This window comes from Cedecea davisae DSM 4568 (assembly GCF_000412335.2).
Taxonomy (GTDB): Bacteria; Pseudomonadota; Gammaproteobacteria; order Enterobacterales; family Enterobacteriaceae; genus Cedecea; species Cedecea davisae.
On record NZ_KE161030.1, the window covers coordinates 4,193,733 to 4,220,357 of the forward strand.

At 55.1% G+C, this 26,625-nt stretch carries 25 protein-coding genes; 8 read left to right on the forward strand and 17 right to left on the reverse strand.

What is annotated here, in order from left to right:
- Positions 1-9 precede the first annotated feature (9 nt).
- A complete protein-coding gene (locus HMPREF0201_RS19100; RefSeq protein ID WP_016538403.1) occupies positions 10-1,428 on the forward strand; it encodes a glutamate synthase small subunit in 1,419 nt (472 codons plus the stop codon).
- 92 nt (positions 1,429-1,520) lie between these two features.
- Here HMPREF0201_RS19100 and sspB read toward each other — a convergent pair whose 3' ends face one another.
- The 5 genes from sspB to zapE all read right to left on the reverse strand — a co-directional run bounded on the left by sspB (position 1,521) and on the right by zapE (position 5,180).
- On the reverse strand, positions 1,521-2,024 hold the full coding sequence (gene sspB, locus HMPREF0201_RS19105) for a ClpXP protease specificity-enhancing factor (protein ID WP_016538404.1): 504 nt from the start codon (positions 2,022-2,024) through the stop codon (positions 1,521-1,523).
- 3 nt (positions 2,025-2,027) lie between these two features.
- Positions 2,028-2,669 carry a stringent starvation protein SspA gene (gene sspA / locus HMPREF0201_RS19110; protein ID WP_016538405.1) on the reverse strand — a complete coding sequence of 214 codons (642 nt, stop codon included), beginning with the start codon at positions 2,667-2,669 and terminating at the stop codon, positions 2,028-2,030.
- A gap of 322 nt (positions 2,670-2,991) precedes the next feature.
- Positions 2,992-3,384, reverse strand: a complete 393-nt coding sequence (gene rpsI / locus HMPREF0201_RS19115; protein WP_000829818.1) for a 30S ribosomal protein S9 — start codon at positions 3,382-3,384, stop codon at positions 2,992-2,994.
- A 15-nt stretch (positions 3,385-3,399) separates the two neighbouring features.
- Positions 3,400-3,828: a 50S ribosomal protein L13 gene (gene rplM, locus HMPREF0201_RS19120; protein ID WP_008454874.1), complete on the reverse strand. Its 429-nt coding sequence runs from the start codon at positions 3,826-3,828 to the stop codon at positions 3,400-3,402.
- A gap of 227 nt (positions 3,829-4,055) precedes the next feature.
- Complete coding sequence (gene zapE, locus HMPREF0201_RS19125; RefSeq protein ID WP_016538406.1) at positions 4,056-5,180, reverse strand: cell division protein ZapE; 1,125 nt, start codon at positions 5,178-5,180, stop codon at positions 4,056-4,058.
- Between the two features lie 177 nt (positions 5,181-5,357).
- Between zapE and zapG the strand changes: the two genes are divergently transcribed.
- The 3 genes from zapG to degS all read left to right on the forward strand — a co-directional run bounded on the left by zapG (position 5,358) and on the right by degS (position 8,467).
- Positions 5,358-5,756 (forward strand): Z-ring associated protein ZapG, encoded by a 399-nt coding sequence (zapG, locus tag HMPREF0201_RS19130; RefSeq protein ID WP_016538407.1) that lies wholly within the window; start codon positions 5,358-5,360, stop codon positions 5,754-5,756.
- 179 nt (positions 5,757-5,935) lie between these two features.
- The gene (degQ, locus tag HMPREF0201_RS19135; protein WP_016538408.1) at positions 5,936-7,306 is read left to right on the forward strand and encodes a serine endoprotease DegQ; all 1,371 of its coding nucleotides are present in this window, start codon (positions 5,936-5,938) and stop codon (positions 7,304-7,306) included.
- A gap of 90 nt (positions 7,307-7,396) precedes the next feature.
- Positions 7,397-8,467: an outer membrane-stress sensor serine endopeptidase DegS gene (degS, locus tag HMPREF0201_RS19140; protein ID WP_016538409.1), complete on the forward strand. Its 1,071-nt coding sequence runs from the start codon at positions 7,397-7,399 to the stop codon at positions 8,465-8,467.
- Positions 8,468-8,522: 55 nt separating this feature from the next.
- Here degS and mdh read toward each other — a convergent pair whose 3' ends face one another.
- Positions 8,523-9,458 (reverse strand): malate dehydrogenase, encoded by a 936-nt coding sequence (mdh, locus tag HMPREF0201_RS19145; RefSeq protein WP_039898870.1) that lies wholly within the window; start codon positions 9,456-9,458, stop codon positions 8,523-8,525.
- 488 nt (positions 9,459-9,946) lie between these two features.
- On the opposite strand from mdh, the gene argR reads away from it, so the two are divergent.
- From argR to yhcN (HMPREF0201_RS19160), 3 genes are all read left to right on the forward strand, one after another.
- Positions 9,947-10,417 carry a transcriptional regulator ArgR gene (argR, locus tag HMPREF0201_RS19150; RefSeq protein ID WP_039899447.1) on the forward strand — a complete coding sequence of 157 codons (471 nt, stop codon included), beginning with the start codon at positions 9,947-9,949 and terminating at the stop codon, positions 10,415-10,417.
- 374 nt (positions 10,418-10,791) lie between these two features.
- Complete coding sequence (yhcN, locus tag HMPREF0201_RS19155; protein WP_039899448.1) at positions 10,792-11,055, forward strand: peroxide/acid stress response protein YhcN; 264 nt, start codon at positions 10,792-10,794, stop codon at positions 11,053-11,055.
- A gap of 124 nt (positions 11,056-11,179) precedes the next feature.
- Positions 11,180-11,446 (forward strand): peroxide/acid stress response protein YhcN, encoded by a 267-nt coding sequence (gene yhcN / locus HMPREF0201_RS19160; protein ID WP_016538413.1) that lies wholly within the window; start codon positions 11,180-11,182, stop codon positions 11,444-11,446.
- A 70-nt stretch (positions 11,447-11,516) separates the two neighbouring features.
- Here yhcN (HMPREF0201_RS19160) and HMPREF0201_RS19165 read toward each other — a convergent pair whose 3' ends face one another.
- The 5 genes from HMPREF0201_RS19165 to aaeX all read right to left on the reverse strand — a co-directional run bounded on the left by HMPREF0201_RS19165 (position 11,517) and on the right by aaeX (position 16,494).
- The gene (locus tag HMPREF0201_RS19165) at positions 11,517-11,789 is read right to left on the reverse strand and encodes a barstar family protein (protein WP_016538414.1); all 273 of its coding nucleotides are present in this window, start codon (positions 11,787-11,789) and stop codon (positions 11,517-11,519) included.
- Between the two features lie 36 nt (positions 11,790-11,825).
- Complete coding sequence (locus HMPREF0201_RS19170; RefSeq protein ID WP_016538415.1) at positions 11,826-13,280, reverse strand: NAD-dependent succinate-semialdehyde dehydrogenase; 1,455 nt, start codon at positions 13,278-13,280, stop codon at positions 11,826-11,828.
- 97 nt (positions 13,281-13,377) lie between these two features.
- Positions 13,378-15,339 (reverse strand): p-hydroxybenzoic acid efflux pump subunit AaeB, encoded by a 1,962-nt coding sequence (aaeB, locus tag HMPREF0201_RS19175; protein ID WP_016538416.1) that lies wholly within the window; start codon positions 15,337-15,339, stop codon positions 13,378-13,380.
- Between the two features lie 11 nt (positions 15,340-15,350).
- A complete protein-coding gene (gene aaeA, locus HMPREF0201_RS19180) occupies positions 15,351-16,283 on the reverse strand; it encodes a p-hydroxybenzoic acid efflux pump subunit AaeA (protein ID WP_016538417.1) in 933 nt (310 codons plus the stop codon).
- Positions 16,284-16,290: 7 nt separating this feature from the next.
- Entirely contained in the window at positions 16,291-16,494 is a 204-nt protein-coding gene (gene aaeX, locus HMPREF0201_RS19185) for a p-hydroxybenzoic acid efflux pump operon protein AaeX (RefSeq protein ID WP_008454892.1), read from the reverse strand.
- Positions 16,495-16,671: 177 nt separating this feature from the next.
- Between aaeX and aaeR the strand changes: the two genes are divergently transcribed.
- Positions 16,672-17,619: an HTH-type transcriptional activator AaeR gene (aaeR, locus tag HMPREF0201_RS19190; RefSeq protein ID WP_016538419.1), complete on the forward strand. Its 948-nt coding sequence runs from the start codon at positions 16,672-16,674 to the stop codon at positions 17,617-17,619.
- Positions 17,620-17,636: 17 nt separating this feature from the next.
- On the opposite strand, the gene tldD is transcribed toward aaeR, so the two are convergent.
- From tldD to mreC, 6 genes are all read right to left on the reverse strand, one after another.
- Positions 17,637-19,082, reverse strand: coding sequence for a metalloprotease TldD (tldD, locus tag HMPREF0201_RS19195; RefSeq protein WP_016538420.1), 1,446 nt, complete (start codon positions 19,080-19,082; stop codon positions 17,637-17,639).
- 85 nt (positions 19,083-19,167) lie between these two features.
- Complete coding sequence (gene yhdP / locus HMPREF0201_RS19200) at positions 19,168-22,980, reverse strand: AsmA2 domain-containing protein YhdP (protein WP_016538421.1); 3,813 nt, start codon at positions 22,978-22,980, stop codon at positions 19,168-19,170.
- Positions 22,981-23,026: 46 nt separating this feature from the next.
- On the reverse strand, positions 23,027-24,496 hold the full coding sequence (gene rng, locus HMPREF0201_RS19205) for a ribonuclease G (protein WP_016538422.1): 1,470 nt from the start codon (positions 24,494-24,496) through the stop codon (positions 23,027-23,029).
- Positions 24,486-25,079 (reverse strand): Maf family protein, encoded by a 594-nt coding sequence (locus tag HMPREF0201_RS19210; protein WP_016538423.1) that lies wholly within the window; start codon positions 25,077-25,079, stop codon positions 24,486-24,488. The genes rng and HMPREF0201_RS19210 overlap by 11 nt, the downstream gene beginning before the upstream one ends.
- A 9-nt stretch (positions 25,080-25,088) precedes the next feature.
- Positions 25,089-25,577 carry a rod shape-determining protein MreD gene (gene mreD, locus HMPREF0201_RS19215; protein WP_016538424.1) on the reverse strand — a complete coding sequence of 163 codons (489 nt, stop codon included), beginning with the start codon at positions 25,575-25,577 and terminating at the stop codon, positions 25,089-25,091.
- The gene (gene mreC, locus HMPREF0201_RS19220; RefSeq protein WP_016538425.1) at positions 25,577-26,563 is read right to left on the reverse strand and encodes a rod shape-determining protein MreC; all 987 of its coding nucleotides are present in this window, start codon (positions 26,561-26,563) and stop codon (positions 25,577-25,579) included. Before mreC ends, mreD begins: the two co-directional genes overlap by 1 nt.
- Positions 26,564-26,625 lie beyond the last annotated feature (62 nt).

Sequence of the window (26,625 nt, forward strand, 5' to 3'; positions counted from 1 at the left end):
GAGGTCACGATGAGTCAAAACGTTTATCAATTTATCGACTTGCAGCGCGTTGATCCGCCGAAAAAGCCGTTGAAGATCCGCAAGATCGAGTTCGTGGAAATTTACGAACCCTTCTCGGAAGGCCAGGCCAAGGCGCAGGCGGACCGCTGCCTGTCCTGCGGTAACCCGTACTGCGAGTGGAAATGCCCGGTTCACAACTACATTCCAAACTGGCTGAAGCTGGCCAATGAAGGGCGCATTATCGAGGCGGCCGAGCTGTCTCACCAGACCAACAGCCTGCCGGAAGTTTGCGGCCGCGTTTGCCCGCAGGATCGCCTTTGCGAAGGCTCCTGCACCCTGAACGACGAGTTTGGTGCGGTCACCATCGGCAACATCGAGCGCTATATCAACGATAAAGCCATTGAGATGGGCTGGAAACCGGATTTAACCGGCGTTAAGCAAACCGGCAAGCGCGTTGCGATTATCGGCGCTGGCCCTGCGGGGCTGGCCTGTGCCGACGTGCTGGCGCGTAATGGCGTAAAAGCCGTGGTTTACGACAGACACCCTGAAATCGGCGGCCTGCTGACCTTCGGCATTCCGGCCTTCAAGCTGGAAAAAGAAGTGATGACCAAGCGCCGCGAGATTTTCAGCGGCATGGGCATCGAGTTCAAGCTCAATACCGAAGTCGGTCGTGACGTACAGATGGACGAGCTGCTGAGCGAATTCGACTCTGTTTTCCTCGGCGTGGGCACTTACCAGTCTATGCGCGGCGGTTTAGAGAACGAAGATGCGCCTGGCGTTTACGACGCGCTGCCGTTCCTTATCGCTAATACCAAGCAAATGATGGGCTTCGGTGAAACTGCCGAAGAGCCGTATGTCAGCATGGAAGGCAAACGCGTTGTGGTGCTGGGCGGTGGCGACACCGCGATGGACTGCGTGCGTACTTCTATTCGCCAGGGCGCAACGCACGTTATCTGTGCCTACCGCCGTGACGAAGAGAACATGCCGGGCTCTAAGCGTGAAGTGAAAAACGCGCGTGAAGAAGGCGTGGAGTTCCAGTTCAACCTCCAGCCGCTGGGCGTTGAGATTAACGCTAATGGCCGGGTTTGCGGCGTGAAAGTTGCTCGCACCGAACTGGGCGCGCCGGATGCCAATGGCCGCCGTCGCCCTGAAATCGTCGCCGGTTCCGAGCACGTTCTGCCTGCCGATGCGGTAGTGATGGCGTTTGGTTTCCGCCCTCACAGCATGGAATGGCTGGGGCAGCACAGCGTCGAACTGGATAGCCAGGGCCGCATCATCGCCCCGGAAGGCAGCGAAAACGCGTTCCAGACCAGCAACCCCAAAATCTTCGCCGGCGGCGATGCGGTTCGCGGGTCTGACCTGGTGGTAACGGCGATTGCCGAAGGCCGCAAGGCGGCGGATGGGATCCTGAACTTCCTCGAAGTATAAAAGCAGGAGGCCTGATAGCTTCGGCTATCGGGTCTTGTTGCTCCGGTAGAGTTTGCCCCAATAAAAAAGCCAGTCTTTCGACTGGCTTTTTCTTATTTCACTACGCGCAACGCCGGACGGCCACCGCGCGGCGGCGGAGGCGGATCGTCGTCAGGGTTATTGTCGCGATCGGCGTTGTCCGGACGATCGCCGTCAATAACCTGCATTACCGTTTCTGACTCGCCTGCTGCAGGCTGGTCATCGTTATGGCTTTCTGCGTCTTCATCGTAGCCCGCTTCCGGCTCAAACATCGTCCCGGCCCCGTTTTCACGAGCATAAATTGCCAGCACCGCGGCCATCGGTACATTGACCTGCCGCGGTACGCCGCCGAAGCGCGCGTTAAAACGCACTTCGTCATTGGCTAATTCAAGGTTGCCCACGGCGCGAGGAGCAATGTTCAGCACAATTTGCCCGTCACGCGCGTACTCCATTGGAACCTGCACACCTTCCAGCGTGATATCCACGACCAGATGCGGCGTGAGCTGGTTGTCCAGCAACCACTCATAGAAGGCTCGCAGCAGGTAAGGACGGCGCGGAGACAGTTGCGACATATCCATCAATTAGCCTCGAGTCTGCAGACGCATTTCGCGCTCAGGTTCGGTCAAAGAGGCCAGGAAGGAATCGCGCTCGAAGACGCGGGTCATATAACCTTTCATCTCTTTAGAACCCGCACCGGTCAGCTCGATGCCCATCTGCGGCAGACGCCACAGCAGCGGAGCCAGGTAGCAGTCTACCAGGCTGAACTCGTCGCTCAGGAAGAAAGGCTTCTGAGTGAATACCGGAGCGATGCTCAGCAGCTCTTCACGCAGCTGCTTACGCGCCGCGTCCGCTTCCTGCGCGGAGCCGTTCATCACCACGTTCATCAGGGTGTACCAGTCTTTCTCAATGCGATGCATATACAGACGGCTTTCACCGCGCGCAACCGGATAAACCGGCATCAGCGGCGGGTGCGGGAAACGCTCATCAAGATATTCCATGATGATGCGGGATTCCCACAACGTCAGTTCGCGGTCAACCAGGGTCGGTACGCTGTGATTTGGGTTGAGGTCAATCAGATCCTGAGGCAGGTTATCCGTTTCCACATGCTCAATTTCAACGCTAACACCCTTCTCAGCCAGCACGATGCGTACCTGATGGCTGTAGATGTCAGTAGGACCGGAAAACAGCGTCATCACCGAACGTTTGTTGGCAGCGACAGCCATGAAAACCTCCAAGTTTATCCAGAAAATTACTGCTAATAGCCGCAAGCGGCGACTAACCTGACCGTTTATTACCCAACGCTTCGCCGTAACACCGTTAACGCCTGAAAAGAAAGCGAGAACAAACCTGATGCCGACATTTGGGCAGAAAATTGGATGATAGTTTACCAGATTTTACCGGTTTTGTGGTGGCTACGTGTTGAATTTGCCTAAAAGACAAACCATTTCAAAGCGTTAAAACCGATAATATAAATTACAGACATAAAAAAACCCGGTACAAAGACCGGGTTTTTGCCAATTGCCTTTCTGCGTAAGCAGAGAACAATTAACGTTTGGAGAACTGTGGACGACGACGTGCTTTACGCAGACCGACTTTCTTACGTTCAACCTGACGAGCATCACGAGTAACGAAGCCTGCTTTACGCAGTTCGGAACGCAGGGACTCATCGTACTCCATCAGAGCGCGGGTGATACCGTGACGGATCGCACCAGCCTGACCAGAGATACCACCACCTTTAACGGTGATGTACAGATCCAGTTTCTCAACCATGTCGACCAGTTCCAGCGGCTGACGAACTACCATGCGGGCAGTTTCACGACCGAAGTACTGTTCCAGAGAACGTTGGTTGATAACGATTTTGCCGTTGCCCGGTTTGATAAACACGCGAGCTGCGGAACTTTTGCGGCGACCAGTGCCGTAGTATTGATTTTCAGCCATTGCCTATAATCCCGATTAAATGTCCAGAACTTGCGGTTGCTGTGCCGCGTGGTTGTGCTCGGTGCCCGCGTAAACTTTCAGTTTACGGAACATAGCACGGCCCAGCGGACCCTTTGGCAGCATGCCTTTAACCGCGATTTCAATCACACGCTCAGGACGGCGGGCAATCATCTCTTCAAAGGTCGCTTGTTTGATACCACCGATGTGGCCGGTGTGATGGTAATACACTTTGTCAGTACGCTTGTTGCCGGTTACAGCAACTTTGTCAGCGTTCAGAACGATGATGTAATCACCAGTATCAACGTGCGGAGTGTATTCCGCTTTGTGCTTACCGCGCAGACGGCGAGCCAGTTCAGTAGCCAGACGACCTAAGGTCTTACCTTCAGCATCAACAACATACCAGTCGCGCTGTACAGTTTCTGGTTTAGCTGTAAAAGTTTTCATTAAAAGCTTACCCAATATATAGTTACACGTTGGTGAACACCCAAACGTTTAAAATCAGTTGAGGTTCACGCGACATTGTCCAGCAAACCTACCCCTTCGAATAGCCTATGCCGGCACGACAAAAGTTTTGGGAAAAAAACTTTGGTTGTAACGTGGGGTCGCAAGATTATAGAGAAGTCGCCCTCAAAAATCGACCACAATTTGTAGTTGATATCACATATTCATCGTCAGGGCAGATGAGAGAGCCGCAAATACTCTTCGCTTTGCATTTCCTGCAGGCGGGAGAGGCAGCGCTGGAACTCGAATCTTAACCTTTCCCCTTGATAAATATCAAATAGTTCAGCATTCGCCGACACCACCAATTTGACATGGCGTTCATAAAACTCATCCACCAGTGCAATGAAACGCCGCGCTTCATTTTCCATAAGCGTCGTCATCACCGGCACATTAAACAGCATCACGGTGTGGAACTGGCGGGAAAGTGCGATGTAATCGTGCTGGCTGCGGGCATCCACGCACAGCGTAGTAAAATCCACCGCCAGCGTTTGGTTGGCGGTGCCGAGCGTGGCCAGCGGGCGGTGGTTTATCTCCAGCACCGGGCCGCCTTCGCGCTTAGTTCCGGACAGCGCCGCATAAAGTTTCTCCATCTGCTGCGCGGACTCGCTATTAAGCGGCGACAGCCAAAGATGTGCCTGAGTGAGCGTACGCAGGCGGTAGTCAATCCCGGCATCTACGTTCATCACATCGCAATAGCGTTTCACGGCCTCGATAGCCGGTAAAAATCGCGCGCGCTGTAGCCCGTTACGGTATAAATCGTCCGGCGGGATATTCGACGTGGCCACTAAGGTGATGCCCCGGGCGAACAGCGCTTTCATTAATGTACCCAGCAGCATGGCATCGGTGATGTCAGAGACAAAAAACTCATCAAAGCACAAGACGTCGGTTTCGGCCTTAAAACCATCGGCAACGATTTCAAGCGGATCGCTGTGGCCCTGGTTTTGCGCCAGCTCTTCGTGAACCCGCAGCATAAAACGGTGGAAATGGAGGCGTAATTTGCGCTCCCCCGGCAGACTCTGGAAGAACATATCCATTAGCCAGGTTTTACCGCGCCCTACGCCCCCCCACATATACAGGCCACGAACCGGCTCCCGCGAGGTGGGCGCGTCACGTTTGCCCAGTAGCTTGCCGAAGCGGGCAAATAAGCCGGCTGTGTTTTCCGGCTGAGTTTCTGTCGTCAGCGCCTGCCAGATAGTATCTAAACGCATAACCGCTTCGCGCTGTACTTCGTCGGGTTGGTAGCTGCCCTCTGCCAGGGCCTGTTGATAGCGCGATGCGGGAGAGAGATTTTGCATGGTATTATGGTATTCCCTTTAGAATCGGATAGCCGTTCACTGTCGTTTTCGAATTCGGTTGTCGAAAAAAAGGCCGTTCTACCCTAAGCGATGCTGCGTCAGGATTCCACTTCTCTTAGGTTAACGGTTATAGTGGCTACATTACCCTACGGAATCACAAGATAACGGGAGAAGTTCATGACTTGGGAATATGCGCTTATTGGGTTAGTAGTGGGCCTTATTATCGGTGCCGTCGCCATGCGCTTTGGCAACCGCAAGCTGCGCCAACAACAAGCTATGCAGTATGAGCTGGAAAAAAATAAAGCGGAACTCGAAGAGTATCGTGAAGAGTTGGTCAGCCACTTTGCCCGCAGCGCCGAGCTGCTGGATAATATGGCGCACGATTATCGCCAGCTTTATCAGCATATGGCGAAAAGCTCCAGCAGCCTGCTGCCGGAAATGTCCGCCGAAGCGAACCCGTTCCGCAACCGCCTTGCGGAGTCAGAAGCCAGCAACGATCAGGCTCCGGTTCAGATGCCGCGCGACTATTCAGAAGGCGCTTCTGGCCTGCTGCGTACCGGCGCAAAACGCGATTAATCCCAGTTTCAGCTTTTTTTCAGGGGCACGGCCTGCGTGCCCCCCATCCTTTCCTGCCGCAGCTATCATTTAATAATCTATTGCTTTCTTATTACGCCATTGTTAGTCGATTGATATTTCAATAACATCGATTGAGTAAGTGGGCATTCCTTTTTCCAGGTGACGAGAGCCAGCATCCAATGAAGAAACAAATCCGGCTGTTGAGTGCAGTAGCGTTAAGCGTCGGTCTGACGCTCGGCGTATCCCCTCTGGCGAGGGCGTCACTGCCCTCCCAGGTTCCAGGCCAGCCCGCGCTGCCGAGCCTTGCCCCGATGCTGGAAAAAGTGCTGCCTGCGGTCGTCAGCGTACAGGTTGAAGGTACCGCATCGGTTTCAAGTCAAAAGGTGCCGGAAGAGTTTAAAAAATTCTACGGCGATGGGGCTCCGTCAGACGCGCCTCAGCAGTTTGAAGGCCTCGGCTCAGGCGTCATCATTAACGCCGCCAAAGGCTACGTGCTGACCAATAATCACGTTATTAATCAGGCACAAAAGATAAGCGTTCAGCTCAACGATGGACGCGAGTTTGATGCAAAACTCATCGGCGGAGACGACCAAAGCGATATCGCGCTTATCCAGCTACAAAACGCTACCGGGCTCACCGAAATTAAAGTTGCGGACTCAGACAAGCTGAAGGTCGGCGATTTTGCCGTCGCTGTGGGCAACCCGTTTGGCCTTGGGCAAACGGCAACTTCCGGTATAGTTTCCGCATTAGGCCGCAGCGGCCTTAATCTCGAAGGGCTGGAAAACTTCATCCAGACCGATGCCTCCATCAACCGCGGCAACTCCGGCGGCGCGCTGCTGAACCTTAATGGCGAGTTGATTGGGATAAACACCGCCATTCTGGCTCCGAGCGGCGGCAGCGTCGGTATTGGCTTCGCTATCCCAAGCAATATGGCGCAAACCCTGGCTAAACAGCTGATGGAGTTTGGCGAAATCAAACGCGGCCTGTTGGGGATTAAAGGCACCGAGATGAGCGCCGACATCGCCAAAGCGTTTAATTTGTCTACCCAGCGCGGCGCTTTCGTCAGCGAAGTGCTGCCGCAGTCCGGCTCGGCCAAAGCTGGCGTAAAAGCAGGAGACGTGATTACCAGTCTGAACGGTAACCCGCTTAACAGTTTCGCCGAACTGCGCGCCAAAATCGCCACCACCGAACCCGGTACGGTGGTAAAACTCGGCCTGCTGCGTGACGGTAAACCACTCGAGGTCAGCGTCACGCTGGACAAGAGCACGGCCTCCTCCGCCAGCGCAGATATGATACTTCCCGCGCTTCAGGGTGCCACGTTGAGCGACGGGCAGTTAAAAGACGGCGGGAAAGGCATTCGCCTGGATAACGTTGAAAAAAGCACGCCTGCCGCTCAGGTTGGCCTGCATAAAGATGATGTGATTGTCGGGATTAACCGCGAGCGTGTGCACAGCATCGCAGAAATGCGTAAGGTGCTCGAAACCAAGCCTGCGGTTATCGCGCTCCACATTGTTCGCGGTGAAGACAGCATTTATCTGCTGTTGCGTTAAAGGCAGCAGAGAAACGGACATCGTCTGTACGATGTCCGTTCAACTCATGCTATTCTGCGTTCGATTTTTCTCACTGATTAACTCAAATTCATGTTCCTAAAGATCTTACGTTCGGTGGTGATTGGGCTGATTGTCGCGGGGCTGCTGTTGATCGCGATGCCGTCATTGCGCAAGGCCGTTAGCCCGCTGGTACCATCGCAATATGACAGCGCCGACGAAACGCCGATGAGTTTTAACCCGGCGGTGCGCCGTGCTGCCCCGGCGGTGGTCAACGTTTATAACCGCAGCGTGGGCAATAACGGCCAGAATCAGCTGCAGATAAAAACCCTCGGCTCCGGCGTTATCATGGACGGCCGCGGCTACATCATTACCAATAAACACGTTATTAACGACGCGGAGCAAATCATCGTTGCGCTTCAGGATGGGCGAGTTTTCGAAGCGCTGCTGATTGGCTCCGACAGCCTGACCGACCTGGCCGTGCTGAAAATCAACGCCACCAGCCTGCCGATTATTCCGATTAACGGCAAACGCCAGCCGCACATCGGCGACGTTGTCATGGCGATAGGCAACCCGTACAACCTCGGGCAGACGGTAACTCAGGGCATTATCAGCGCCACCGGCCGCATCGGCCTTAGCCCGTCAGGCCGCCAGTCGTTCCTGCAAACGGACGCCTCCATCAACCGCGGGAATTCGGGCGGGGCGCTGGTTAACTCCTTAGGCGAGCTGATGGGCATCAATACCCTGTCGTTTGATAAGAGCAACGACGGCGAAACCCCGGAAGGGATCGGCTTTGCTATCCCAACTCAGCTGGCGACCAAAATAATGGATAAGCTGATTCGCGATGGCCGGGTGATCCGCGGCTATATCGGCATCGGCGGCAGAGAAATTACCCCGCTGCACGGCCCGTCTACCGGCATCGACCAGCTGCAGGGGATTATCGTGAACGAAGTTTCACCGGAAGGTCCGGCCGCTCAGGCAGGTATTCAGGTCAATGACGTGATTATCTCGGTCAACCACAAACCGGCCATCTCCGCGCTGGAGACCATGGACCAGGTTGCAGAAATTAGACCAGGCTCGGTTATCCCGGTTGAAGTGATGCGTGAAGATAAAAAGCTGACGCTTCAGGTCACTATCCAGGAATATCCCGCCGGAAGTAACTAAACTGCGGACATAAAAAAACCGGAACTGAGTTCCGGTTTTTTTATTCTGAGGTCGATTACTTAACGAAATCTTCGCCCAGCTGAATGTCTTTTTTCAGGGTATCCAGCATGCCTTCCATCGCCTGTTTCTCAAAGGCGCTCAGGGTGCCGATAGCTTTGCGCTCAACAATACCGTTTTTACCCAGCAGCAGCGGCTGAGAGAAGAAACGTGCGTGCTCGCCGTCACCTTCAACATACGCGCACTCAACAACATTGCTTTCGCCCTGCAGCGCACGAACCAGAGAAAGACCGAAACGAGCTGCGGCCTGGCCCATGGACAGCGTAGCCGATCCGCCACCGGCTTTAGCTTCAACCACTTCAGTACCCGCGTTCTGGATGCGTTTGGTCAGGTCAGCCACTTCCTGCTCGGTGAAGCTCACGCCCGGGATCTGGGACAGCAGAGGCAGAATAGTCACGCCTGAGTGGCCGCCGATGACCGGAACTTCGATATCCGTTGGCTTTTTGCCTTTCAGCTCGGCAACAAAGGTGTTGGAGCGGATAATATCCAGCGTGGTCACGCCGAACAGTTTGTTTTTATCGTAAACGCCCGCTTTCTTCAGCACTTCCGCCGCGATAGCAACGGTGGTGTTAACCGGGTTGGTGATAATACCGATGCAGGCTTTTGGTGCCGTTTTAGCAACCTGCTCAATCAGATTCTTCACGATGCCCGCGTTGACGTTAAACAGGTCGGAGCGGTCCATACCTGGTTTACGCGCCACGCCAGCAGAAATCAGCACTACGTCCGCGCCAACCAGCGCCGGAGTTGCGTCTTCGCCGGAGAAACCTTTGATTTTCACGTCTGTAGGGATATGGCTCAGGTCCACCGCAACCCCAGGGGTTACCGGAGCAATGTCATACAGTGAGAGTTCTGAGCCTGAAGGCAGTTGGGTCTTAAGTAGAAGGGCAAGCGCCTGGCCGATACCGCCGGCTGCGCCGAGGACTGCAACTTTCATCCTAAACTCCTTATTATGGTTAGCAAAATCGTGCCGTAACTCCATGCGGTGGCGACCATAATCCAGAGAAGAGATAATTACAATCTTCCCGCTGCCAGATTGCGATATTCCGCAATCATCGACCGCGTTGCTGCTGCATTTACTCGCCGGGAGGAACGACGCCATAGCGCCCGGTCACGACCTGATGTGGTTACATCAACGGCGGTTACATTACCCCTCAAGGCCAACCAAAACAACATCATTTTGATAACATTTAATTTACTTTGAGGCTTATTTGCGAGTCGTGACACAGGCATGTTCGCCGATAACGAAATTTGATAAAATCCCCCGCTTTCATAACATTATTTCAGGCTGACTCCCGCCGGATAATTGTCCCACAGCATTCAGGCTGGCGATCGCTCTCGCGCCTGAAGGAAGATGAACAATTTGCATAAAAATTCATTTAAATGCATAATAATGTTATCTCTTTTACCCAGGATAGGTTATTTATGCGTAACTCCTCGAAACAAGAAGAATTAGTAAAGGCTTTCAAAGCGTTACTTAAAGAAGAGAAATTCAGCTCACAGGGCGAGATAGTTCAGGCGTTACAAAACGAAGGTTTCGAAAACATCAACCAGTCCAAAGTTTCCCGCATGTTGACCAAGTTTGGCGCGGTCAGAACCCGCAATGCCAAGATGGAGATGGTTTACTGCCTGCCTGCAGAGCTTGGGGTTCCGACGACCTCCAGCCCGCTGAAAAACCTGGTGCTGGACATTGATTACAACGACGCCGTAGTGGTTATCCACACAAGCCCGGGTGCCGCACAGCTTATTGCGCGCCTTCTGGACTCACTGGGTAAAGCTGAAGGTATCCTCGGCACCATCGCCGGAGATGACACCATCTTTACCACCCCGGCCAATGACTTCACCGTGAAAGAGCTGTACGAAGCGATTCTGGTCCTGTTCGAACAAGAGCTGTAATCCTCCTCTTCTTTTCAGCCCGCCGTGTTATATGGCGGGCTTTATCCTCCCGCCCCGGTAATCTTCGGTAAAAAAACCTCAGCCCAGCGTATGGAATTGCTTCAATAGCATTCCACAGGCCATTGTTCTGTGCTTTACCGCACAAATAGTCAAATTGACCCATATATATGATTTTACTTATATTTAACAAAAATGGCGCGATAAAAACGTCTTTTTTATAACTATGGGTAATAAAAAATCATTTCATTAATTTAAAGTTGCATAGGCAACAATTAGCAAGGTATTAATTTTCCCCGAAACTAGTGTATACTTAATTTCGTGATGAGGGTCACAGAACGATGACCCAACCAAAAGAATACGACGAGGAAAAAATGATGAACATGAAAGCCACTTTAGTTACCGCCAGCCTGCTATCCGCACTGTCTTTCGGCGTTTTTGCCGCTGACTCTATCAACGCGCAGCAAGCGGAAAACCGCCAGTCTTTAGGCACCGTTTCCGTTGACGATATCGCCAGCTCGCCGATGGATATGCATGAAATGCTGAACCAGAAAGCCGAGCAAAACGGCGCTTCAGCCTACCGCGTAATCGAAGCCCGCACCGGTGGCCACTGGCACGCAACTGCCGAGCTGTATAAGTAACAGCCGTCAGCCATAAGTCAGTTGAATAGATAGAACTAAAAACGTTAAGCCTCGAGCGGCCCCAAGTAGAAAAATCGCTATCAAGCCCTTCCGGCCGCCGTGTAAACCTTCAGGAGTAAAGACTATGAAAACCAAATTAACTATCGCCGCACTGAGCCTGCTGTCGGTTATCTCTTTAGGCGCTAACGCCGCAGCTCACCAGATCAATAGCGAACAGGCTCAAGGCATGCAGTCCATGGGCTCAATCTCTGTAAGCCAGATTGGCAGCGCGCCAATGGATATGCGTCAGGAACTCTCGCAGAAAGCGACAGAACAAGGTGCATCCGCATACCGTATTACCGAAGCACGTAGCGGCGACACCTGGCACGCAACTGCTGAACTGTACAAATAAACCCTCGTCGTACTTGTCCTACGACCTTGCCCCCGCTCGCCGGGGGCTTTTTTATGCCCGAAATTCGCGTTTAGCTGCGAATGTTAAAGCGAAGCTGGCCTTCCAGCTCCTCTTCCGCCTCATCAAACAGCAGGATAAGCGCACCAAACCTGCGCCGTTTATTCTCCGGCAGATGCGTAAATTCAATTTCTGCCGGCAGGGAAAACGCGGCACCGGTGACCACCTCCCACAGGCTGTCTAAATCGTGTACCACGCCTTTGCTTAAGGAAAGCAGCTCTGAAAACCGTTGGTAAAACGCAGGGTTGTCTTCAATCTGGCTAAAATCAAACGTGTATTTTTTCATCGCTGCCGTCCTGACCGTTTATCGCAAGCGGGAGAGCTACAGCCCGCCGATGTGTAACGTTTTCACTTCCAGGAACTCCTCCAGCCCCAGCACGGAACCCTCTCGCCCCAGGCCGGACTCTTTTACCCCGCCAAACGGGCCAAGCTCGGTGGAAACTGCACATTCATTAACGCCCACCATGCCGCTTTCCAGCGCCTGCGAGACGCGAAATACGCGCTGTAGGTTCTGGGTATAGAAGTACGCCGCAAGGCCAAACGGCGTATTATTGGCGCGCTCGATAACCTCTTCTTCAGTCTTGAAACTAAAGCAGGCGGCCAGCGGACCAAATGTCTCTTCCTGAGCCAGCTTCATTTCGTCGCTGGCATCGATAATCACCGTGGGCTGCCAGAAGTTACCTCCCAGCGCATGAGGCTTCCCACCCACCAGGGCTTTGCCGCCTTTTGCCAGCGCGTCCTCTACATGCTCACGAACTTTATCTACCGCCGAGGATTCAATCAGAGGGCCAACCACAACGCCCTCTTCCAGGCCGTTTCCTACTTTCAGCTTTTTAACCGCTTCGGCAAGCTTATTCACAAACTGGTCGTAGACGCCCTGCTGAATAAAGAAGCGGTTAACGCTGACGCAAACCTGCCCGGCGTTGCGGAACTTATTGGCAATAGCGCCTTTAACGGCCTCATCGATGTCGGCATCGTCAAACACAATGTAGGGCGCATTGCCGCCAAGCTCCATCGAGACTTTCTTCATCGTCTGGGCCGCATTACGCATCAGCGTTTTGCCAACTGCGGTCGAGCCGGTGAAGGAAATTTTGCGCACCTGTTGGCTGGCCATTATCGCATCGCTGATCTCCGGCGTTTTCCCCGCGACGGCATTTAGTACACCGTCCGGTATACCGGCCTGGCGAGCAAGTTCCAGCAGCGCAAAAGCAGAAAGCGGCGTGTTATTGGCAGGTTTTATGACGCCTGTGCAGCCAGCGGCAAGAGCAGGGCCAAGCTTACGGGTGAGCATCGCCATCGGGAAATTCCACGGCGTAATAGCCGCAACCACGCCCACGGGTTCACGAGTGGCAAGGATCCGTGACCCGGTCTTAGCCGGAGGGATAATTTCGCCGTTAGCGCGCTTTGCCTGCTCGGCAAACCACTGAATAAAACTGGCGGCGTACTCAACTTCACCTTCCGCCTCTTTAAGCGGTTTACCCTGCTCAAGGGTCATCAGTCGCGCCAGCCAGCTTTTATGTTGCAGAATTAATTGATACCAGCCGTAGAGCAGGTCAGAACGTTGTTTGGCCGTTTTGGCGCGCCAGGCGGGGAAAGCTTTACTTGCTGCTTCGATAGCGGCTTCGGTCTCTTTTTTACCGGCCTTTGCCACTCTGGCAACCACTTCACCGGTGGCCGGGTTCAGTACCTCAAAGGTTTCACCGAGCGCGTGCCACTTACCGTCGACCAGATAGCCGGTTTTGAAGAGTTCACTTTGTTGGAGGGTCTGATTAGTCATATTTTCTCCTGTTCAGAAGTGTTCGTCCCGTTGACCGCTGTTAAGTATAGATAGAAAAAAGCCGACGCAGGCGTCGGCTCTTTTCCATTCGGATTAATCAGGCATTTATCAGAGTGTGCTGATATTTGTGCAATATATCGGCCAGCCGTTTCACCGGTTCGGTAACCTGGAGCGGCGCTTCCCACAGGCGAAGTTTCTCCTGATAAATTTCCAGCTCGCCCAGCAGTTGCTGATAGTAGCGCTCGCGTTTATCGTCGCTGCTGGCGGAGATAACTTTATCCGCCGTTTTACGCAACTGCCGGTGGAAGGCAGAAAGGTCATCATTCACCGGTATCGGCGCATCGCGCAGGCGCTGGTGCGCAATGATCAGCGTTAGCGCCAGGCGGTAGCGGTCGATATCGCCGGGGAACATATTCAGCAGCAGGAAGAGCTGCTGGTACAGAGCAGGTAAATGGTTCTGTTTGCGCCGTGCATTGTTGGTGGTCAGCGCCGAAACGGCGGCGGAGACAAACTGGTTCAGCAGCGTGCGCCCGGTGCGCTCTTTAGAATTATCGCGGATAAGCAGGATAACCATCATCGCCAGGAAACAGCCGACGATTTGCCCCAGCGCGCTATCCAGGAAGCTGCTGAAGTGGAACGTCATCGGATTATCCAGCACGATAATGTTGATAGTCCCGGCCAGCGCCCCCATCGATCCCAGCCGCCGTTTCTGGACCTCAATCCCCATAAAGAAGCCCAGCAACGCAAGGCTGATGCACAGCAGCAGCATACTTTGCTGGGTAGACGGCAGGATAACTAGGAAGTAAAGCGCCCCCAGCGGCAGCGCCACCAGCATGCCGTACAGAAAATCGAGCGAGACCATGCGCGGGTTAGGCAAACGCATCGCCAGGGCGGTAACCACGGCAATCATCACCATCGCCCCGCTGCCGGATGTCCAGCCGGTCCAGAGCCAGAACAGACTCCCCAGCACGCAAGAGATGGTGGTGCGCCAGAAGTTAATCATTGCGTGGTGGCGCTCCGCCGACTCCACTTTGATAACCGGCTCGCCGTTCAACACTTCCTCTTCCACGGCGCTCACCCGGCTGTTGCAGATAAAACCGCGTTTAAGCAGCAAAAATCGCGTGGAGGCGCCAACCCATGAGCCGATAGTCACCGGCGTGGCCTTTTCGCCCATGGCGGAAATAGCGCGACGCAGTACCTTCATGCGCTTATAGACATCCGCCGCGGTTTCAACCGGCGTGGCGAACAGCATGCGGAACTCCGGCGTGACGTATTCAGGGCGAGTATTTTGTATAAGGAAGGTTTCGCAGGCCTGGGTAATCAAAGTCAGAGAGAGCGTGTTGATGGCCTTGAGGCGGCTATTGGCCTTCGACCAGCGGGCGGACTCCATATTCAAATTGCCGCGCATGCCGTTGAGCGCCGTGACCTTGCGCACCAGCCCGCTCCACGCTTTATCAACCTCTTCCTTGTCACCGTGGGCGATACAGAGCCGCATCAGCCGGTATTGATCCACCAGCAGATTATCCAGCTCCCGGTCGATTTCCTGCTTAATCGAGCGCGGTGAAAACAGCAAATCGGCGACGATTGCGCAGACAATACCGATGACAATTTCGCTGCAACGTTCAACGGCAAATTGCGGAGTGGTAAGCGGCGCGGCCTGAATAGTGATGACGATAATCAGAGCCGTATAACCAGCAAGGCCCCAGGCGTAGGAGTTTTCAACGCGAACAAGGGAGGAGATCCAGGTACAAAAACCGGCCCAGATACAGCACACCAGCAGCATGACAACCGGCGCCCGAATCAGCGTGATGATGATAACCAGCGCGGCGGCACAGCCGATAAAAGTCCCGATAATACGCAGCATGCCGCGATAGCGAATGGCCCCGGAGTAAGGCTCGCCGCCTGCCGCAAAGGCAGGCCCTGCGGCGACGATTGCCGCCGTCAACACAGCCCAGCGCGGGGTTTCCAGCTGAAACTGGAAGCCAACAAACACCGCCAGCACAATGGCAAAGGCGAGTTTGATTGCAAAGCGGACGTGTAGCGTGGAGATGTTATACATAGGCGGCCAACTCAACCGAACTCACGCAGGCGGTGCAAGAGTTTGATAAACGCCGAATCGTTTTCCGCTTTCCGATCTTTCTCACCGGTGACAACGACGGTGGCGGTAGTCCCCGCCGGATACAGGTTGCCCTGCTGTTCATCAAGACGAATGCGTACCGGCACGCGCTGGGCCAGGCGAACCCACTCAAGGTTAGAGTCAACGGTCGCCATTCCTTTGGAATCGCTGGTGCTGCTGGCGTTGGTCACCCCGGCCGAGATGCTATCGACACTGCCGCGCAGCACACGATTGCTGCCCAGCGGGGTAATCTGCACCCGGTAGCCCGGGCGAATGCCGTCAAGTTTGGTCTCTTCCATATAGGCAAGAATGTAGAAAGAATTCTGCTTCACCAGCGCCACGGACGTCGCGCCGCGATTAATAAATTCACCGGTATGGACGTTAAGGTTTGTCACCCAGCCGTCCGCAGGGGCGCGGATCACCGTGCGCTGTAAATCAAGTTTTGCAAGGTCGCGGGTCGCCTGAGCTTTATCCAGCTGATGCAGCACGGTTTGCAGCACGTTGTTCGACTGGTCTATCTCTTCGCGCGACATAGCCTGAATGCCGAGCGTGTTACGCCGACCGGCCTCGCGGCGCTTCTCGGATGCCAGCGCCTGGTAATAGGCCACATCGGCATCCGCCTGCTCCAGCGCCTTCTGGTAGCGCGGCTGGTCGATGGTAAACAGCACCTGGTCTTTCTTCACCAGCTGATTGTCCTGCACGTCAACGGTGGTTATCAGGCCGGAGACATCTGGCGCAATCGCCACAACGTCGGCGGTAAAACGAGCGTCACGCGTCCACGGGGATTCGGTATAAAACACCCATGCGCGGAAGATAGCGATGAAGGCCAGCAGCACCAGCAAAAGCGTGATAGCGGTACGGGTTATGTTTCTTGTTAGTATTTTCACATCAACCTCAAACGAACAAACGCGAAATCAGATAAAAAAGGCAGCAATAGAGCGCTGTATTGAATAATGCCGGGTGCCAGACAAAATCATAGATGCCGGTTGGGGTCAGCAGCCGACGCGCCAGCCAGAAGGCAGCGAGCGACAAAATTAACTCGAAGAATATCGGCGGAAACGAAAGACCGAATATTACGATTACCGGAAATAGACTCATTTTAACCTTGATTAGATAATGCAGGCGGTACATAACTCGACGGTAAACCGCGACTAAGAGGCCAGAAAAGGCAAGCGAGCGCGCGGTATGAGTTAGGCTAATAATAATATATTAACGTAACTGTTACCCTGTTATCTATAATATGTGATCTAAATCACTTTTCACTCAGAGTTAACAATGGAACGACTTAAACGTATGTCGGTGTTTGCCAAAGTCGTCGAACTTGGCTCCTACACTGCCGCAGCCAGGCAGCTGCAAATGAGCGTCTCTTCCATCAGCCAGATTGTCTCAAAGCTGGAAGATGAGCTGCAGGTAAAACTTCTTAACCGCAGCACCCGCAGCATCGGTCTGACTGAAGCGGGAAAAATTTATTATCAGGGCTGTCGTAAAATGCTCCATGAGGCACAGGAGGTTCACGAGCAGCTCTACGCCTTTAATAACACGCCTATTGGCACGCTGCGCATCGGCAGTTCTTCAACTATGGCACAGAATGTCCTGGCCGACATGACCGCCGAAATGCTGCGTGAACACCCGGGGCTAACGGTAAACCTGGTTACCGGCATACCGGCACCGGACCTGATTGCAGACGGGCTGGATTTGGTTATCCGCGTGGGCGCATTGCAGGACTCCAGCCTGTTTTCACGCAGGCTGGGTTCGATGCCGATGGTAGTCTGTGCGGCGAAAAACTATCTACAGCAGCACGGCACCCCGGAAAAACCCGCAGACCTGGCAAACCATTCGTGGCTGGAATACAGCATTCGCCCGGACAACGAATTTGAGCTGATCGCACCGGAAGGGATCTCTACCCGGCTGCTGCCGCAGGGGCGCTTTGTGACCAACGATCCGATGACGCTCAGCCGCTGGCTAAAAGCCGGAGCGGGGATAGCTTATGCGCCGCTGATGTGGGTGATCGACGAGATCAATAGCGGGCAGCTTGAGATCCTGTTCCCGCGCTACCAGTCCGATCCTCGTCCGGTCTACGCGCTGTATACCGAGAAGGATAAACTGCCGCTGAAGGTTGAGGTTTGCATCAACTATCTGACGCAATATTTCGTGAAGGTGTCGGAGCTTTATCAGGGCGTGCAGGGAAGAAACGGGAAGGCAAAACAATCAGGCCGGGGCTAGCCCGGCCTGAAGTTAAATCAAGCTGTACCGCCAACGGTCAGGTTATCCACCTTCAGTGTCGGCTGGCCTACGCCAACCGGCAGGCTTTGCCCTTCTTTACCGCAAACGCCAACGCCGTTATCCAGCGCCAGATCGTTACCGACCATTGAGATTTGCTGCATGGTTTCAATCCCGGAACCGATAAGCGTCGCCCCTTTAACCGCCTTCGTTACCTTCCCTTTCTCAATCAGGTAGGCTTCTGAAGTGGAGAACACGAACTTGCCGGAGGTGATATCTACCTGGCCGCCACCAAAGTTAGGCGCGAAGATACCGTAATCTACGGACTCGATAATTTCCTGCTGGGTGGATTTTCCGGCCAGCATATAGGTGTTGGTCATGCGCGGCATCGGCAGGTGAGCGTAAGACTCGCGGCGGCCGTTACCGGTTGGCGCAACGCCCATCAGGCGAGCGTTCAGCTTATCCTGCATGTAACCTTTCAGAATGCCGTTTTCAATCAGTACATTGTACTGGCCCGGTACGCCTTCATCATCGATAGCAACGGAGCCGCGGCGGTTCATCATGGTGCCGTCGTCGACCACGGTGCAAAGCTCAGAGGCGACAAGCTGCCCCATCTGGCCGCTGAATACCGAGGTCCCACGGCGGTTGAAGTCGCCTTCCAGCCCGTGGCCTACCGCTTCGTGCAGCAGTACGCCAGGCCAGCCCGCGCCCAGCACAACCGGCAGCATACCCGCCGGTGCCGCAACGGCAGAAAGGTTTACCAGCGCCATGCGCACGGCTTCTTTCGCCCACGCATCGGCACGCACTTCACCATTAGCGGTTTCGAGGAAATATTCATAGCCAAAACGACCGCCGCCGCCGCTTGAACCGCGCTCGCGTTTACCGTCATCTTCAACCTGAACGCTAACGGACAGGCGAACCAGCGGGCGAACGTCGGCAGCCAGGGTGCCGTCGGTGGCGGCAACCAGAATCAGTTCGTATACGCCGGTCAGGCTGGCGCTAACTTCCTGAACGCGAGCATCTGCGGCTCGCGCCACGCTGTCTACGCGCCTCAGGATGTCGAGTTTCTCTTCACGGGTCATGCTGGTGAGAGGATCGGCGCTGGTGTAAAGCGCGCTGTGCGGCACGTTACCCAGAGTACGAGCGCGCCCGTCACCCTGTTCGCGAACGATACTACGGGCGGCTTGAGCGCTTTGCTCTAACGCCAGCAGCGTTATCTGGTCGGCATAGGCAAACCCGGTTTTCTCACCGCTAACCGCACGCACGCCAACGCCCTGGTCAATATTCCATGAGCCGTCTTTAATAATGCGGTCTTCCAGCACCCATGATTCATGGTAGCTCGACTGGAAGTAGAGGTCGCCGTAGTCGAGACGGCGCTCGGACAGCTGGCCGAGAATGGAAAACAGATCTTGATGGGTTAAGCCATTCGCGGACAGCAACTGCTCACTTACCAGGTTCAGACTCATCGTTTCGCTACTCTTATTGCTTATCGCCCGTACGGCGAAGAATGTTTATCTATGGAGCTTGCGGCAATTAAACGTCGACGTCAAATCACTTGGCTTCGCTCACGCGCGGCTGACGCAGCACTTCATTGATTTGAGGTTTGTCTACCGGGCCGGTGATGCTGTAGCGCAGAACCGATATTTTGTTCCACAGCGGGCCAAGCACTTTACTGGCGGCAAAGACCGCCGCGCCGACAATTGGGTTAACGGCGAACGCAGCCGCAACGCCGACGGTAGCGGAGATTTCCGGCGCCACCACCGCTTCCATATTCAGCTCGCGACGCACTAGATCCACCGAGCCTTTCATTGCGATATCGGCCTCAAGCCCGTCCACCAGCGTATCATCGGTATGCAGCACGCCGTCTTTTATCCACGCGGTGCTGCGAATCGAGTCATAGTAGAAGCCACTGCCGAAGGTATCGCTGAAGTCGAAGCGCAGCTTACGCAGCAGCGCGTCAAAGCTCACCAGGCGCAGCAGTTGCCCGGCGTGGCCGGTGCTGACATCGGTAATTTGCCCTTTACCAAATTTGGTATGCAGAATGCCGTTTAGCGAGGCTTCATCCGGCTTCCACGGCGCAGCCCGCCAGTGCAGGTCGTAATCCACGTCGAAAGAGGAGCCTTGCAGCGGCGTCTTCACGCCGAAGAAACCGGCCGCGGCGTCCAGCTTCTCGCCCTTGAGCCTGCCTTTCAGAGAGGTACGCTCGGCGCCGGGTTTGTTAACCCACTCTCCGTCGGCCGTCAGGCGGGCAAAGCCGGTATCCACCAGCCCGTTTGCCAGCTGGAGCGTGTCGCCATTGATTTTAACGTCACCGTCAATGCGGCCATATTTCTGCCCCCACAGCCAGCATTCGGCGCAGCGCAGCTGCACATCTGGCCAGCCACGGAAGCTGATAGCGTTATCGCTTTCAGGCTGTAAAGGCGCGGATGTCCCGCCGGACGTCGCAGGGGCGAGGGTCCAGGTTGGGTTGAAGTAGAGGTATTTGATACTGGCCTGCCACGGCGCGTTATTTTTCATGCTCAGCGAGGCGTTGATTTCGCGCCCCTGGGCCTCAACCTGAGTGCCGCCGATCGCCGGGCGGGAAACCAGGCTCAGGTTATGCCACTGCTGGCCGCCAAGCGTTAATGCCGGTGTCCGTAGCGTAATCGCCGAAGGGAAAGCGGCCGAACCGCCTACGCTGTCTGCGGCTCCGGCGCTAAACAGCGCCAGCCATTGGGCGCCATCCATCGCGGGCAAATCAAGTTCAATACCCTGCTGCCCGGGCAGCGGAGGCACAGTCTTACTATCGGTGGTCCAAATTGCCCGGTCGAGCGTGAGTTTTTTATTTAACAGCCAGCGGCTGGAGAAGTGGTTTAGCGACCCGGCATTGCCGGTTAAATCGAAGCTTTTTAAATCGCCCTTAACGGCGATATTGAGCGGCAGCGGAGTTCCGGCCTTCTTATCGACCGGCGCAGGTAAGTGACTGCTCACATTCTTCAGATCGCCCGCCAGATTAACTTTATAGCTGGCGCTTCCGCGGTAAGGCAGAGTAATACCCACATCGCCTTTCCACGCCAGGCTGCCGCCGATAGCGTCGTTGACCTGCTTAGGCAGGACGCCGGTTTTATTCGGCTGCCAGTCACCGTTCAGGTTAACGCCAATCTGGTAATCTTTGTCGCCGGTTTTGGTATTGAAGTCCAGGCTCACCGGCTGATTAAACCAGCTGGCGCTCAGCGTTTCGCTCTGCAAGTCGCCGTTGGTAAAGCTGAATTTGCCATTCAGGTTATGCAGCGTGCTGTTCAGCGGCTTGATAAGCAGCGTGTTGTTATTGAGCAGCACGTCGCCTTTGGCGATGGTCATTTCGCCGTTGAGCGGAATATCGAGATGTAAGCGAGCATTCACATCGCCGCCAACCTGTAGCTCATCAAGCGCCGCGGCCAGAGAATCGTCCAGCGGCGTATCCTTGAAATATGGCCCAACCGCGCTGCCCGGCCCGTTAATATCGGCATCGATCAGCAGTTTCTCTTTTGCATAATCGGGAATATTAGCCGTCAGCTTACTGGCCGTCACGCCGCCCAGTTTTACCGCATCGCTGTTCATCCACAGTCCGTTGTTGATGAAGTCGAGCGTGATGTCGAGATTCTCCAGCGCAGGCCAGTCCGGCTGGAAGGCAAATTTGGCGTTGCGTAGCGGAACATAAACCTCAAACTGGCCTTCGTTATGCTCATACGGGAAGAGATGCGGGTTGCCGCCGTAGACCAGCGTAGCGTTATCCGCCTGGCCGCCCTGAATGGCCGAGCTAAGATAATCTGTCAGCTCTTTGCCCATCAGATTTTCCGGGAAGTAGCGCCAGGCATCCGCGCCGTTATCAGTGCTGATACCGGCCAGGATACCGAGCCACGGGTCGCCGCCGCTCGGCTGGTAATAGCGGAAGTCGCCACGCGCCCAGACTGAACGCGCCTTCACATCAATGTTTTTACCGTCAAGCTGGAAGCCGTCGGCATTTTTCTGCCAGGCCAGCGTCGCCGAGCCTTTTTCAATTTCCAGCGGCGCGCGGAACACCGTCTCGTAAGGCATTTTTGCATCACTTACCACGGCATTAAGCTGGCCGTGAGGAATGCTGCCCGTCACCGAGCCTGAGAAGTTTTCCACGCCCGGCAACAGCTTCCACTGCTTCCAGCTGACGTTATCCCAGCGCGCCTGCATGCGGGTCTGCTCGGTTTGCTGAAGCGGGATATCAACCGCCAGCACATCGATATGCCCCTGCGGCTGCATCGCCGTCCAGATGTCGCCAAACTCGGGGGAGATTTTGGCGGCTATAGGCAGCAGCCCGTTGAATTTTTCCAGCTCCATATTGCTGGCGCGCACGCGTAGCTCATCGCCGCGCTGGCCTTCTTTGCCGCCTACATCCTGCGGAGCAATCCACGCGACTGAGAGCGAACCTTTCGGCCAGGCCTGGTCATCAAGCGTGATGTTGGTGGAAGGGATTGAAAGCTGCCAGCCGGACTTCTCGCGGCTGACCTGTGCCGTCAGGTTATCAACCGAAAGTCGGTGATCCGCGTTGTCGGTGCCCGGCCAGCTTGCGCCGCCCTTTTTTAGCCAGATGCTGCCGCCGCTGATATCGCCTTCTTTGACGTCCATCCAGGCTTCAAGGCTGAAACGGGCGCTTTGCAAATCCACGTTATCTTTCATCCAGCGGCCCAGCCAGGGCTTCACGTCCACGTCGTCCGCCTGAAGCCAGACTTTGCCGTTATTCAAAATGCCGTTTTCATCGCGCAGGTCCATACGCACGTTGGCGAGACCGTGCTGGCCGTTAAAGCTGGAAAGGCTGACCTGGCCCTCAGCGCGGTGGCGATTTTTGCCGTTGAGCCAGGTTAACTGAGGGATGGATAGCTCGGCGCGCTGGCCGGAAATCGTCAGGAAGCTAAGCGAGCTGTCCCGCAGATCGAAGTGATCGAACTGGCGCAGAAAGAGATCGCTAATTTTGTCGGCTTCGAGGGAGCCTTCGCCGCCGTTCTGGCTGAGCGGCGTGTTGGTACGCATCTGTAGCTGGTAAAAGGTGAGATCGCGAAACTGCCAGCGGGCATGCAGCAGGCTTTGCCAAACATCCAGCGCCAGGGTGACGCGTTTAATGCTAAGCGTGCCGCCGTCTTTCAGACCGGCGTGGATATCACGCACGTCGAGCGTTGGCCCGAAGTTCTCCCAGCTGGCCTGAAGATGACTGACTTCAACCGGCACGCCGGTAGCGGCTTCGATTTTATCCAGCAGAGCGGGACGCCAGGCATCCAGGTGCGGCAAAACGAGCCGCAGGCCGCTCACCAGCAGCGCGACGATAACAACCAGCGTTACGCCTGTGAGCAGCAGAATGCCGGGCAGTCGCCTCACCTTTCTCTCCTTGTCAGCCTTACGGGCAAAACGCGCATCCGCACGTTTACATCATTACGACGTCGAACTGCTCCTGATTGTAGAGCGGCTCTATTTGTACTTTGACCTGTTTACCAACAAAGATTTCTACTTCGGCCAGGGCGTGAGACTCTTCGCTTTTCAGCGCTTCCCCCACGGCAGGAGAAGCATAGACCAGGAAACGGTCGGAATCGTAGGCGTGATGCACGCGCACGATTTCACGCATGATTTCATAGCAGACCGTTTCGACCGTCTTTACCGTGCCGCGACCGTGGCAGGTCGGGCATTCATTGCAAAGTACGTGCTCCACGCTTTCGCGCGTGCGCTTGCGGGTCATCTCTACCAGGCCAAGCTGTGAGAAGCCGTTGATGCTGGTCTTAACGCGATCTTTACTCAGCGCCTGTTCCAGAGAATGCAGCACGCGGCGGCGGTGATCCTCATTGCTCATATCGATGAAGTCGATGATGATAATGCCGCCGAGATTGCGCAGGCGAAGCTGGCGGGCAATGGCCTGAGTCGCTTCGATATTAGTGTTAAAAATGGTGTCATCGAGATTGCGATGGCCGACAAATGCCCCGGTGTTAATATCCACCGTGGTCATGGCTTCGGTCTGATCGATAACCAGATAGCCGCCGGATTTCAGCTCGACCTTGCGTTCCAGCGCGCGCTGGATTTCGTTCTCGACATCATAGAGGTCGAAAATCGGCTGCCGGCCGCTGTAGTGTTCAATTTTGCTGGTCATTTCCGGCATGTATTCGGCGGTAAATTCCAGCAGCATTTCATAGGTCAGGCGGGAGTCCACGCGGATCCTGTCCAGCGCCGCGTCGGCAAAATCACGCAGCACGCGCTGGGCCAGCGCCAGCTCGCCGTACATCTGATAGCGGGTCTGATTGCGCTTCTTACGCTCGCTAACCTTGGTCCAGACGCGCTTCAGGTAGGCGGCATCGGAGGCCAGGTCTTCTTCGCAAACGCCTTCGGCGGCGGTACGAATGATAAACCCGCCGTGCTCGTCGCAATAATCATTAACGATGCGCTTCAGGCGGTCGCGCTCAGCTTCGCTCTCAATGCGCTGGGATACGCCAACGTGGGAGGCTCCGGGCATAAACACGAGGTAGCGTGAAGGCAGAGTAATGTCGGTGGTGAGGCGTGCGCCTTTGGTACCCAGCGGATCTTTCACCACCTGTACCATCAGGTCCTGCCCCTGGCGAACCAGCTCGGCGATATCACGCACGCTGAAGTTCTTTTGCTCCTCACCCGCCACGCATTCGGTATGCGGCATGATGTCTGAAGCATGGAGGAAAGCCGCCTTATCCAGGCCAATATCTACAAATGCCGCCTGCATTCCAGGCAGCACCCGGCTAACGCGACCTTTGTAGATATTCCCTACTATTCCGCGGCGCGCTTCGCGCTCAATATGGATCTCTTGCAGTATGCCGCCGTCAATATAGGCTACCCGTGTTTCTGAAGGGGTAACGTTGACTAATAATTCAGCCGTCATCTTTTCCTCGTCCGTCACGCAGCGCGTGAAAATTGCTCAGCAACTCACCAGTTTCCACCAGCGGTAATCCCACCACTGCGTGATAACTGCCATTAATCCTTTTAACGAAACAGCCGCCAAGCCCCTGAATACCATAGGCACCGGCTTTGTCCATAGGCTCACCGCTGGCAATATAGCCGGCAATATCCTGTTCGGATAAGCTGCGAAACGTTACGTCGGTAACCACTAAAGTTTCCAGCACCTGGTTAGCGTCGGCAATCGCCACCGCCGTCATCACCTGATGCTGGTTGCCGGAAAGCAGGCGCAGCATCTGCGCCGCGTGCCCGGCATCCTTTGGTTTCTCCAGCACTTCGCCGTTAAAAATAACTATCGTATCCGCACCCAGTACCGGCAAATCCTGAGTCACCATCGCGACGCCTGCCTGAGCTTTTTCACGCGCCAGGCGGCATACATACTGCTCGGCGCTTTCATGCGGCTGGCGCTGCTCTTCAATGCCGGGAACCACACGTTCGAAGGAGACGCCCAGCTGGGTCAGCAATTCCTGACGGCGAGGCGAACCGGATGCCAGATACAACGTAGTCATATTTACCTTTTACTGCACAGCAAATTGCTGGCGAACTTTGCGCATTAACAGGAAAATCCAGGGCCACAGGATACCGTTAACTACACTACTCCAGAACACTTCCGGTCTGAAAGAGACGTTGATCACTAAAAATTCCGACCAGAAAACAATGATGTCGGTGACCAGCGAGAGCAGCATAACGACCAGCGCCTGCTGCCAAAGGGCGAGATTACGGAAAAGCTGGTATTTCAGCGCCACCAGGTAAGCCACAATACTTAATGATAGAGCGCGAACGCCAAGTGTGGAGCCACTTATCAAATCAAGTATGGCTCCCACGACGAATCCCGTTCCGACATTCACGCGATGCGGCAGCGCTAAAATCCAGTAAAGCAGAATCAGCAATACCCAGTCAGGCCGGTAAAACTTGAGGTCGTCCGGCCAGGGCATCACCTGGAGCAGCAGGGCAATCAGAAATGAAAGCCAGACGACCCAGCGGCCCTGGCTACGATAACTTCCCACTACTGAGCTCCCGTAGCAGGCTGGGTAATGCCCGTCGCTGGTGCAGGCACCGGCGCTGGCGGCCCCATAGAGCCAGGCGGCGGCAGAACCTGCGGCATCATCTGCATCAGGCGTTCGTTCGCCACGCGGTGAACTTCTTCAGGCGGCATCGGCGAAACGCCGTTTTTATCCGAACCCCAGAGCAGCAGCAGATAGCGCAGGCGCTGCAAACCGGCGGTAGGGCGAGCCTGAATCACGGTATAGGCGCGCTGAGTATCCAGCTTGACGGAGGAGACGACGGCAACCGGGTAACCTTCCGGGAAACGCCCGCCGAGACCTGAGGTCACCAGCACGTCGCCCACGCGGATATCGGTATTTGCCGGCAGATGCTCCAGCTGCAAATCATCAGTACAGCCGTTACCGGCCGCAATGACACGAATGTCGTTACGCAGTACCTGAATGGGCAGCGCGTGTGTGGCATCGCATATCAGCAGCACGCGGCTGGTTAACTTAGCCACCGCAATAACCTGACCGACAACGCCTTTATCGCTGATAACCGGCTGGCCTTCGTAAACGCCGTTTACGCTGCCCTTGTCGATAACCACCTGATCGCTGTACGGATCGTTAACGGTAGAGATGACCTGAGTCACCATTTTTTGCTCATCCTGGCGCAGCGGAGAACCCAGCAGCTCGCGCAGACGCGCGTTCTCCTGCCGGTATTGACCCAGCATCAGTAATTCGCTGTTTTTCAGGATTAACTCCTGACGCAGAACCCGATTTTCAAGTTCCAGCTGGTCGCGTGACGCCAGCGTCTGAGAGACGCTATCGAGTAATTCACGGGGACCATTAGAGACAAAATAGAAAGGACTGACGGCAGTATCCATGTACGTTCTGATTTGGCTGAACGTACCGAGGCGGCTGTCGGCGATAATGACACCAAGCGCCACCAGCACCGCCAGGATAAGGCGAATCTGTAGCGACGGGCCACGGCTGAAAATTGGCTTCATAGGCTATGCGTATTCCCAAACCAGCAAGCAGGGGCAGCCGGAAGCTCCCCCTGACCTTGCGG

What these genes read in the sequence shown, in the direction of transcription:
- HMPREF0201_RS19100 (WP_016538403.1), top strand. Translation starts at nt 10, where the DNA reads ATGAGTCAAAACGTTTATCAATTTATCGACTTGCAGCGCGTTGATCCG.
- sspB (WP_016538404.1), bottom strand. Translation starts at nt 2,024, where the DNA reads ATGGATATGTCGCAACTGTCTCCGCGCCGTCCTTACCTGCTGCGAGCC.
- sspA (WP_016538405.1), bottom strand. Translation starts at nt 2,669, where the DNA reads ATGGCTGTCGCTGCCAACAAACGTTCGGTGATGACGCTGTTTTCCGGT.
- rpsI (WP_000829818.1), bottom strand. Translation starts at nt 3,384, where the DNA reads ATGGCTGAAAATCAATACTACGGCACTGGTCGCCGCAAAAGTTCCGCA.
- rplM (WP_008454874.1), bottom strand. Translation starts at nt 3,828, where the DNA reads ATGAAAACTTTTACAGCTAAACCAGAAACTGTACAGCGCGACTGGTAT.
- zapE (WP_016538406.1), bottom strand. Translation starts at nt 5,180, where the DNA reads ATGCAAAATCTCTCTCCCGCATCGCGCTATCAACAGGCCCTGGCAGAG.
- zapG (WP_016538407.1), top strand. Translation starts at nt 5,358, where the DNA reads ATGACTTGGGAATATGCGCTTATTGGGTTAGTAGTGGGCCTTATTATC.
- degQ (WP_016538408.1), top strand. Translation starts at nt 5,936, where the DNA reads ATGAAGAAACAAATCCGGCTGTTGAGTGCAGTAGCGTTAAGCGTCGGT.
- degS (WP_016538409.1), top strand. Translation starts at nt 7,397, where the DNA reads ATGTTCCTAAAGATCTTACGTTCGGTGGTGATTGGGCTGATTGTCGCG.
- mdh (WP_039898870.1), bottom strand. Translation starts at nt 9,458, where the DNA reads ATGAAAGTTGCAGTCCTCGGCGCAGCCGGCGGTATCGGCCAGGCGCTT.
- argR (WP_039899447.1), top strand. Translation starts at nt 9,947, where the DNA reads ATGCGTAACTCCTCGAAACAAGAAGAATTAGTAAAGGCTTTCAAAGCG.
- yhcN (WP_039899448.1), top strand. Translation starts at nt 10,792, where the DNA reads ATGAACATGAAAGCCACTTTAGTTACCGCCAGCCTGCTATCCGCACTG.
- yhcN (WP_016538413.1), top strand. Translation starts at nt 11,180, where the DNA reads ATGAAAACCAAATTAACTATCGCCGCACTGAGCCTGCTGTCGGTTATC.
- HMPREF0201_RS19165 (WP_016538414.1), bottom strand. Translation starts at nt 11,789, where the DNA reads ATGAAAAAATACACGTTTGATTTTAGCCAGATTGAAGACAACCCTGCG.
- HMPREF0201_RS19170 (WP_016538415.1), bottom strand. Translation starts at nt 13,280, where the DNA reads ATGACTAATCAGACCCTCCAACAAAGTGAACTCTTCAAAACCGGCTAT.
- aaeB (WP_016538416.1), bottom strand. Translation starts at nt 15,339, where the DNA reads ATGTATAACATCTCCACGCTACACGTCCGCTTTGCAATCAAACTCGCC.
- aaeX (WP_008454892.1), bottom strand. Translation starts at nt 16,494, where the DNA reads ATGAGTCTATTTCCGGTAATCGTAATATTCGGTCTTTCGTTTCCGCCG.
- aaeR (WP_016538419.1), top strand. Translation starts at nt 16,672, where the DNA reads ATGGAACGACTTAAACGTATGTCGGTGTTTGCCAAAGTCGTCGAACTT.
- tldD (WP_016538420.1), bottom strand. Translation starts at nt 19,082, where the DNA reads ATGAGTCTGAACCTGGTAAGTGAGCAGTTGCTGTCCGCGAATGGCTTA.
- rng (WP_016538422.1), bottom strand. Translation starts at nt 24,496, where the DNA reads ATGACGGCTGAATTATTAGTCAACGTTACCCCTTCAGAAACACGGGTA.
- HMPREF0201_RS19210 (WP_016538423.1), bottom strand. Translation starts at nt 25,079, where the DNA reads ATGACTACGTTGTATCTGGCATCCGGTTCGCCTCGCCGTCAGGAATTG.
- mreC (WP_016538425.1), bottom strand. Translation starts at nt 26,563, where the DNA reads ATGAAGCCAATTTTCAGCCGTGGCCCGTCGCTACAGATTCGCCTTATC.